8 protein-coding genes and 1 pseudogene are annotated in these 9,344 nt (G+C 46.5%); 3 read left to right on the forward strand and 6 right to left on the reverse strand.

What is annotated here, in order from left to right:
• Positions 1–209: 209 nt before the first annotated feature.
• From G475_RS0121735 to G475_RS0121765, 6 genes are all read right to left on the reverse strand, one after another.
• Positions 210–992 (reverse strand): alpha/beta fold hydrolase, encoded by a 783-nt coding sequence (locus G475_RS0121735; protein WP_026703052.1) that lies wholly within the window; start codon positions 990–992, stop codon positions 210–212.
• 22 nt (positions 993–1,014) lie between these two features.
• On the reverse strand, positions 1,015–1,194 hold the full coding sequence (locus tag G475_RS0121740) for a XapX domain-containing protein (RefSeq protein WP_026703053.1): 180 nt from the start codon (positions 1,192–1,194) through the stop codon (positions 1,015–1,017).
• 144 nt (positions 1,195–1,338) lie between these two features.
• Positions 1,339–3,009 carry an arginine--tRNA ligase gene (gene argS, locus G475_RS0121745; protein WP_026703054.1) on the reverse strand — a complete coding sequence of 557 codons (1,671 nt, stop codon included), beginning with the start codon at positions 3,007–3,009 and terminating at the stop codon, positions 1,339–1,341.
• 5 nt (positions 3,010–3,014) lie between these two features.
• Positions 3,015–3,452: a DUF1934 domain-containing protein gene (locus G475_RS0121750; protein WP_026703055.1), complete on the reverse strand. Its 438-nt coding sequence runs from the start codon at positions 3,450–3,452 to the stop codon at positions 3,015–3,017.
• Positions 3,453–3,598: 146 nt separating this feature from the next.
• Positions 3,599–4,135, reverse strand: a complete 537-nt coding sequence (locus G475_RS26585; RefSeq protein WP_051302825.1) for a phosphatase PAP2 family protein — start codon at positions 4,133–4,135, stop codon at positions 3,599–3,601.
• 463 nt (positions 4,136–4,598) lie between these two features.
• On the reverse strand, positions 4,599–5,591 hold the full coding sequence (locus G475_RS0121765; RefSeq protein WP_026703057.1) for a cyclodeaminase: 993 nt from the start codon (positions 5,589–5,591) through the stop codon (positions 4,599–4,601).
• A 371-nt stretch (positions 5,592–5,962) separates the two neighbouring features.
• Here G475_RS0121765 and G475_RS26590 point away from each other — a divergent pair, with 371 nt between their 5' ends.
• From G475_RS26590 to G475_RS0121790, 3 genes and pseudogenes are all read left to right on the forward strand, one after another.
• Positions 5,963–6,997: an S-layer homology domain-containing protein gene (locus G475_RS26590; RefSeq protein WP_051302826.1), complete on the forward strand. Its 1,035-nt coding sequence runs from the start codon at positions 5,963–5,965 to the stop codon at positions 6,995–6,997.
• Between the two features lie 157 nt (positions 6,998–7,154).
• Positions 7,155–8,138 (forward strand): aldo/keto reductase, encoded by a 984-nt coding sequence (locus G475_RS0121785; RefSeq protein ID WP_026703058.1) that lies wholly within the window; start codon positions 7,155–7,157, stop codon positions 8,136–8,138.
• Positions 8,139–8,413: 275 nt separating this feature from the next.
• Positions 8,414–9,344 (forward strand): annotated as a pseudogene (locus tag G475_RS0121790) (hypothetical protein); the annotation flags it as partial.

A 9,344-nucleotide genomic window follows, 5' to 3' on the forward strand; every position in this document is an offset into this window, starting at 1 on the left:
TCTCTATTCAGCCGAGGCCGGCCACGGAGACTCCAGATTCACTTGGTAATGCGATCTTCTTTACCAAGTGAGCTGAAGCCGTCCCCATGGAAAGCGCAGGGACCGGGTGCAGCGATCCCATCGTCATTGTTTTGTTCGGGTTTTCGGCCAGCTCCTATCCTTCTGTCCCGGCCTCTTTAATACCTCAGGGGTTCCCTTTCCTCCCTTTTTCATCCTCCCGCTTCTAATTGCTTTGCAAATCGGGAAACAACAGCGTTGTATTCGTCCGGTTTCAGGGTTGGAATTTGATGGCCCACTCCGCTGACCATCACTACATCCTTCGGGGCCTGAATAGCATATTTGTAAAACAAGTATTGGTAATAGTGGACATACCAATCTCTGGTTCCATACATTAAGAGCAGCGGAACCTTTAGGGCTGGCAGTTGATTCTTGCATGAGTAGAAGAGACCTGACGTATAAAGGGAACGAACAAGCGGAGCAGAGCTGTTTCGAATCGTATCGGCAATCGCTTTCCGATGACTCTCATGGGTAGAATTCGAAAACGACAATATCCCGGCCAGCAGCCCCATCCACCCCTTTTCTGTAATTCGAATGCCAGCTTCAAATTCTTCCTGCAGAAGCGTCGAGCAGACTTCCGGAAACCCGCCGGCTGTTACCACGCCGGCTGTCCGTTCGGGCCATGTTAACGCAAATTCCAGCGCGACAGATCCCCCGCTTGAATAGCCGCACAGCAGGACTTTGTCCAGACGAAGTTCGTCCGCCAAATTGTACAAGTCCTGCGCCCACTCTGAAATCGTTAACGATCCTTTGCCTGCCTGGCTGAAGCCGTGGCCGCGGGCGTCCAGTAAAACCACTTGAAAATCCTTCCCTAACTTGCGCTGTTCATAAAAGGTTGCTGCCCCCATGGCAGGAGGATGAATGAAAAAAAGAGGAAGACCGTGACCCCATTTCTGATAATGCAGGACGGCCCCCTGCGATTGAAAAAACGGCAATTACGTTACACCTCATTTCGGATCAGCTTCCTCCGCTTTGCAGCCAGAGAAGTACCCATTGGTATATTTTATAGCCCAAAAATATGCCAACGATCCCCAAGACTCCCGGCAGTGCCGGAGGAGCTGGAATCGGAAGACGCACAACCGCAAATAATAATCCCACTCCCAACCCCGTCATCAAAGATAACAATGCTTCCTGCATGGTTGTCACACCTTTCTTTCTACTATGTATCATTTTGAAGATTTTATTCCTCTGACCTATTCTCCTGTGTGGATTAAGAGCTTCCCACTATTCATACAAAAACCTGTTTGGGGAAGTACCAAACAGGTTTTGCCATCTATATTGTTACATTTTTTCCGGAGCATGAACTCCAATCAGTTTCATCGCGTTCTGCAGGGTGATCTGGGCGGCCTTTACCAGGACGAGGCGGGCCTGGGTCTTGGCTGCATCTTCCCGATCCACCACCCTCTCTGCGTTATAAAAGCTGTGAAACGCCGCCGCCAGCTCATGGGCATAATTGGTCATCCGGTGCGGAGCATGCTTGTCCGCAGCAAGGGCAACCGATTCCGGGAACTCTCCGATTTTTTTAAGAAGATCATATTCTTTTTCTGAAGCTATCGGCGTCAAATCAGCCTCCGGGTCATAAGAATACCCTTTTTCTTCCGCCTGCCTGAATATACTGCATAGACGGGCGTGGGCATACTGTACGTAATAAACCGGGTTTTCGTTGGACTCTGATTTAGCGAGGCTTAAATCAAAATCCATGTGCGTATCCGAACTTCTCATCGCGAAAAAGTAGCGGGTGGCATCAATACCGACCTCTTCCATCAAGTCCTTCAACGTAACGGCTTTACCAGTCCGTTTGCTCATTTTCACCCGTTCCCCGTTTTCATACAAATTCACCATCTGAATAATCTGGGTTTCGAGCTGTTCTTTCTTATACCCAAGAGCCTGTACTGCCGCTTCCATCCTTGGAATATAACCGTGATGATCGGCCCCCCATATGTTGATGATTTTCTCAAAACCGCGCTCAAATTTGTTTTTATGATAGGCAATATCAGGCAGAAGGTACGTATACGTGTTATCGTTTTTGACAAGCACCCGGTCTTTGTCGTCCCCGTAATTGGAGGATTTAAACCAGACGGCTCCTTCCGCTTCATACACCTCTCCCCGCTCCTGCAAGAGCTGCAGCGCTTCTTCCACTTTTCCGCTTTCATATAACGAGGTCTCGGAATACCAGACGTCAAAATCCACCCGGTAGTCCAGGAGATCCTTCTTTAATTTTTCCATTTCCCGCTTCAGGCCGTATTCCCGGAAAAATGCAAGACGTTCTTCCCTGTTTATTTCAACAAAACGCTCTCCGTGTTCATCTGACAGTTCTTCGCCAAATTGTTTAATATCCGCTCCGCGGTAGCCGTCTTCGGGCATTGTCGTTTCTTTTCCGAGTGCCTCCAGGTAACGGGCCTCTACGGAATAAGCGAGGTTGTTAATCTGATTGCCGGCATCGTTGATATAATATTCGCGCGTGACCTCAAAGCCGGCTTTGGAAAGAATATTACATAAAGCATCTCCAACGGCAGCTCCGCGGGCATGTCCAAGATGCAGATCCCCCGTAGGATTGGCAGAAACAAATTCCACCTGCACCTTTGTTCCAGCTCCAAAATCTGTTTCTCCGTAATTGCCTCCGGCAGTCAGGACCGATGGAATAATCTGGCGCAGGTAACTGTGATCCAGGAAAAAATTAATAAACCCGGGACCGGCGATTTCCGTGCTTTTGACGGATGCTTTTGATGTATCCATCGAGGCGGTGATATCATCGGCAATCAGGCGCGGAGCTTTTTTGGCTGTTTTAGCGAGCTGCATGGCTATATTGGTAGCAAAATCGCCGTGCTGCTTGTCCTTTGGTGTTTCAATGATCACTTCCGGCAGTTCTTCTTCGGAAACAAGGCCGGCTCTTACAGCTGCTGCTGCGACTTCGTGTTTTAGTTGTTCTTTGATTTGTTCGACGACGTTCATGACAGTTATGTGTCCTCCTCAATCGATATAGTTACATCATACCGGCCGGCAACAGAGCCCTGCAGTGTCAGATCATAGCCGAACTGAATGCGGCCGGTGTTTCCGCTGTCTGACCAAATTACAGCAACCTGATCCGTTTGTGCCTCCGTTTTTAAAGTGCCGTACGGCGTTTCGTAGCTTCCCTCTGTCAATTCCCCGCTTAAATAACGCTGGCGCATCGATACAGAGCCTGAACGGATGACGGTAATTTCCTGTCTGCCTACCTTTAAAACAGTCGATACTTCCCCGATATCATCCAGATCTTCTTTAAAATTAACGTAAGTGAAATTATTTTTCTGATAGACTTCGCCTTTGGCTTCCAGGCTCACCTGATCCTGCTCACCCTTCTGCTTAATATTCGTTGTCATTTTAACATCCACCGGTGTTTTCAGCGCATCCGTCATGATACCGCTCCCCTTTTATAAAAATATTTCCGGGCCTGGGTTTCTCTGCATAAAAAAGTCTAGCGATTCGCTTCTACGTATGCAATGATATTGATTCACCACAACTGTAAATATATGCAGCTGCCTTTCCACTTATGATCCGCATTTCACGGAAAATGACGGGTGTAGGAAGGGGTGAAGCGGCTCCGGCGTCTGCGTTTTTCCCATAATTTACCTGCGATTCCTGTAATGACACCTCCCAGCAGCGCGCCTGTGACCACATCCGAGGGATAATGGTGTCCCACATAAATACGGGAAAAAAGAACAAGAAGAGCCAGCAGTAAAGCAGCCCAGCCAAGCTTTCGATAGACAAAAAAGAACAGCACGGCGCAAGTACCCATAACGACAGCCTGATCGCTTGGGAAGGAAGGGGATACACTTTTTTCAATGACCACGGTCACGTCATGGGCGGTAAAAGGCTGCGGCCGGTCCACCAGAGTTTTTATTATGTAATTCAGACCAAGGGCAGCAAGAAGAGAGAAAACCCCAATCCAGCCCCAGCTCCTTTTTTTCGTGAAAAACAGACCCATCACAGCCAGAAGAATAAGAAGATACCCATAGGAAGAACAGAGACGCATGAAAGCATCCAGCCAGCCCCATTGATGAGCCAGATTATTGATCTGCTCAAAAAAATAATAATCCATGTCCGACACCTGCTCTGTTTGACTTTTCTCCATTATACATCAAAGAAAGCGGTTCTGAATATTTTTTCTTGCATCCTTTCCTGCCTTCTGCCAAACGGTTCTAGTTAAAGCGTGAGTCAGGCATAGTGCCCCCGCCTATTTCTTCTCAGTAAAATAAGGGTCATGGGCGTCCCCCTGATTTTTCGGGATGAAAACATCCAGCCTCTCTTTTAAACACGTACAGGGGCAGAAGGCCATCTATTCCGTTATTTCCCGAATTTCCCGTTTTTAGACGAAGGTTTCGGACATTCAGTGCGTTATCTGCCCTTTTTGAAAGGAAAAAAGGGCCCTTCCTCTCCAATAGCGGTACCAATTTCCGTATCCTTCTCCATCCTCCGGGTTTTTCTCATTTAACGGAATAGATGTCCGCGCAGTGGTGGTTCAATTTCCGGTAACAATCCGGAATCGCAGGACGGCCGGGCCTTTACCCAGATGATTCTTCAAATAGGGTTCCCTTTCTTGCTTCGCGTAAGCTGTCATACGCATAAACGGCTATAGCGGTATCCTGCACACCGGTGCCGGTCAAGTCACAGAACGTGATTTCTTCCTCCTTCGTCCTTCCCTGTGCGCTGCCCAATGACAAGGCACCTAGTTCCGAGATACGGCTGTTTTCCCCGATCACCCCTGCTTCCAATGCATGATGGTGTTCTCCTAGTTTAAACACCTGTGCTTTCGAATCGCACGCAAGGACATCGACAGCACCAAGTACATCCGGCGCCACTTCATTTTTTTCTTCAGCATCCGATCCCATCGCCGTGATGTGCAGCCCGGAATGCAGCCATTCTTTCTGAATGATCGGTTCTTTCGCTGGGGTTGTCGTCACGACAGCATCACTTTGCCTTACCACTTCCTCCGGACTTTCCGCCGCTTTCACCTCAATACCGAGGGTCTTTTCCATTTCTTCTATATACTGGGCGACACGTTCCGGTTTTCTTCCATACACGAGGACATTATCCACATTACGAACCATCTGCAAAGCACGGATCTGATACCTTGCCTGCGTGCCTGTACCTATAACCCCGGCTGTTTTAATATTTTTATTGGCAAGAAAATCTGCGGCCATACCGCCCGCTGCCGCCGTACGAACATCCGTTAAATACCCGTTGTCCTGCAGCACCGCTTCGGTGAAACCTGTTTTTGTACTGAACAGCAGCATCATCCCGCTTAAGCTGGGCAGGCCTTTATCGACATTATTGAAAAAACCAGAGGAAATCTTCAGCGCAAATTTATCCATCCCTTTGACATAGGCCGTTTTCACGTCGACTTCCCCATTGTTTTCGGGGATATCGACCCGCAGAACAGGGGGCATCGTGACTTCTCCCTGCTCTAATTTCTGAAAACCTTTCTCGACCAGATCGAGTGCCGTCTTGTTCACATCCACAACACTGCGGATATCTTTCTCGGAGAACATGTACATCGGTTATCCGCTCCTTCCTTCTTTTATTCATACTATCCCTTTTCATCAAGGATGATTAAACCTATTTTGGAACGGAAACAACGAAATCAATCTAATTCCTGAGAAAACGAGTTCGCCCGATAAGATAAAACATCAGCTGATAGGTCATTCCGTCCGATAAAAAAATTTAAGCAGAAATTTTGAAGTCCCATGCAACCATTCCTGCCATCGGCCTCGTCGAACGAAGTGAAATATATTTCCGGACAGAAGGGGGAAATCATTTATGATACAGCCCATACCATTTCAGGGTTTAGAACCATTAAAGCAGTGGTAGAGAAGGTAAAAGAAGGAAGATGAATGGATTAATATATTAATTAATGAGGTGTTCTATCATGAAGATTGGGAAGAAAATAGGTATTTTCTCTTTGGCTTTCTTTTTCAGCACAGCAGCAGCTGTTTCGGCGAATGAAGAGTTTTCTGATGTCGATTCCGATTATTGGGCAAACGATGAGATTACGTATCTGGCCGGCGAAGGCGTCGGCGTCATCGGCGGTTATTCTAATGGGGAGTTCCGCCCCGGCAGCAACGTCACCCGTTCTCAGGCCGCGATAATGATTGCGGCTTCTCTGGATCTTGAGACCGGAGATCGTCCGGATCCCGGGTTTGAAGATGTTGATACTTCCAGCCATGCTTACGGAGCCATAGCAGCTGTGGCGGAGGAAGGTATTATCAACGGGGATGACGGAGCGTTTATGCCAAATGAGCCATTAACAAGAGGACAAATGGCGGCAGTCCTGACGAGAGCGTATGATCTCAGTGCAGAAGATGCTCCTGACTTCGCTGATGTTGACGAGGATTATATTTTCTATCAAGACATTCAAGCCCTTGCCGGCAGTAACATCGCCACAGGATATGCCGGCGACAATACCTTCCGTCCAGGTGAATCCACCACAAGAGCACAATTTTCTGTTTTCACCGCCAGAGCCATGAATGATGATTTTAAAGAAGAACCGTCGGAAATTCCTTCGCTTTCTTATTTTGAAGATCGGATAACAGAAGCGGAAGAAACCATTGAAATGACGATGTATGAAGAGTGGGAAAATGAGTTCCACAATGAGGAGCCGAAAGCTTCCTTCGGAGAGATTGAAGACACATTCCTGCAGTATTACACGCAGGAGATGACATCTGACGTCTGGGAGTCTTTTTATGAAGAAGAACTGGACAGCTACGGTCCAGAGCTGGCCCAGGCTTTCCCATTCCGCAATATGGAGGATATTTCGTTTGAGTCGGAAAACAGTAACGAAGTTGTCGTGAGCGGGGTCGAGCCGGAAACGGAATTAAATGAGCAGGCCATGTATTATGAATATACCCTCACTAAGGAAAAGGACAGCTGGTATATTTCTGATATGGAAGGCACGCCGCAGTAACGTGAAGGAAGATGGAGCTTGGAAAAACCGGGCTCCATCTTTTTTGTCTTTTTCGGATTCAGCATGTCTCCCGCTTGTTTTCATAGAATACAAGAAAAGTATCATGTACAATTGTGGAAGCGTTTTTATTTTAAACATAAGGTTGGTGTTGTCTAAAATGAAATACCGGCAGCTTGGAAATACGGAATTGAAAGTAAGTGAAATCAGCTTTGGGACATGGGCAATCGGAGGCGGCTGGGGGGCAGCCAACGATACCGAAGCTTTAAAAGGGCTGGATCGGGCCATGAAAGCGGGGGTGAATTTCTTCGATACTGCGGACGTATATGGAGACGGCCACAGTGAAGAACTTCTCGCAAAAGCTACGAAAGGGCGGGAAGATGAGATTCATATTGCCAGTAAATTCTGCCGCGCCGGAGACATCCATGATCCAGCCGCCTATTCCAATGAGGCGGTGAAAGCCTATTGCGAGAATAGCCTGCGCCGGCTGGAACGAGAGCGTCTGGATCTATACCAGATCCATTGTCCGCCAAAACATATACTAGAAGACGGACGAGTGTTTCAGGTGCTTGATACACTGCAGCAGGAAGGAAAAATCCGGCACTATGGAGTCAGCGTAGAAACGGTGAAAGAAGGCTTAATCTGTCTACAGCAGCCAAATGTCCGTACGCTGCAGGTTATCTTTAATATTTTCCGCCAGAAACCCCTGGAAGAGCTGCTTCCCAAAGCAAAAGCAAACGGCGTCGGTATTCTGGCGAGACTGCCGCTGGCCAGCGGCCTATTAACAGGAAAGTTTACAAAAGCCAGTACATTTGCTGAAGACGACCATCGGCGTTTTAACCGCGAAGGGGAAAAATTCAATGTAGGGGAAACTTTTGCCGGCCTGCCTTTTGAAAAGGGAGTTGAACTTAGTGAAGCGCTGAACTGGATTGCTGAGGGACGTGGAAATATGACACGCGGCGCACTAAGATGGATCCTCGATCACAAGGAAGTCTCCTGTGTGATCCCAGGGTTCAAAACAGTGAATCAGGTAGAGGATAACCTACAAGCCGCAGAAAGTGCTTATTATTCCAAAGAGGAAATGGAACAACTCAAGCTCTTTTATCAAAACCAAGTCCTGCCCCATATTCGAGGAGGCTATTAAATCTAAAACTTCAAAATTCATACCTTTGTTAAAGCTTGGGAGATCCCAAGCTTTATTTTATGTTCTTTATAGTGCACAAAAGAATAAAAAATAAAAGTGTATTATTGCGAATTTTGGACTTATAAGAAGAATATAAGACATTTTCGTTCGTTATAAAGAAATTCGGCAGGATTTAAGGTTTTTCATTTTTTTAATAGAGTTATATACTACATTTGTAAATTCGTTATAAAGAACAAAATAAGCTATAAAAAGAACAATCGGAAGGGGGGGTGATGTTGGAAAAGAGAAGCATCGTAATAAAAAGACGGCGCAGAGAAAAAAGAAAAAAGCAGACAACTCTGTCGCTGGCCGCCGGATTATTCCTGTTAGGAACAACCCCATATTATGTCGGAAATACGCTGGGACAGTTTCATAATAAGGAGGACCGCGCAGATGATGTCGAAGCCTGTGAGGTTTTTCCGGGTTATGTTCAGGAATTGATGAACAGCATCAGAAGCCATGTCTTACAAATGCAGACATTACATCAACACCTGCCATCAAAAAACTTGAAAATCGATTCGTACCACTTATCAAGAAAGAACCTTGACTCTGCCGGCCAGCTGCGCTCGCTGGCAAAAGATATTGATAACCAACTGAAGATCCTTAAGACGCAGCGATCAGAAAGAAATAATGATATAGAAAAAACAGCGTCTATTTCTGAAGATTTAATCAAGGAGGCCGGCAGTCTTTACGTTCTGCTTAATGATTTACAAGCTACAACAGAGATCGAGGCGATTTATTGTCTTGATAACGAGGGAGAGTATAAAACCCAAAAGATAAAAGCCGGTTTAAGATATCTTGATCTAAATCATCGGGACGTTACCAGACTGCTTGATTTTTTCAATAATATTTATCTCGAAGCTTCCCGCCCCGACACGACAGAGAACATTTTATCCTATTTTGAAAATCAGATCGAAAAAGAGACTTCCGGAAGAATAAAGGGCATGGAAAAAGATATCAACACCATCAATGCGGCAATAAAGGACTTGAAGGAAGAACGGCAAGCCGCTTTACAGGCTGCTGCCAACATCGAGCAGAAAGAAAAAGAAATGAGGGAAAAAGAGCGCCAAGAACAATTGGAAAAAGAAAAAGAAGAAGAAGCAAATAAGGAAGAAGAAAATTCTGAGGAACAAGAAGACTCTTCCGACGATGATTCTTCCGACTCCG

Origin of the sequence: Salibacterium aidingense DSM 18341, assembly GCF_000429685.1 — a bacterium.
GTDB classification, from domain to species: domain Bacteria; phylum Bacillota; class Bacilli; order Bacillales; family Marinococcaceae; genus Salibacterium; species Salibacterium aidingense.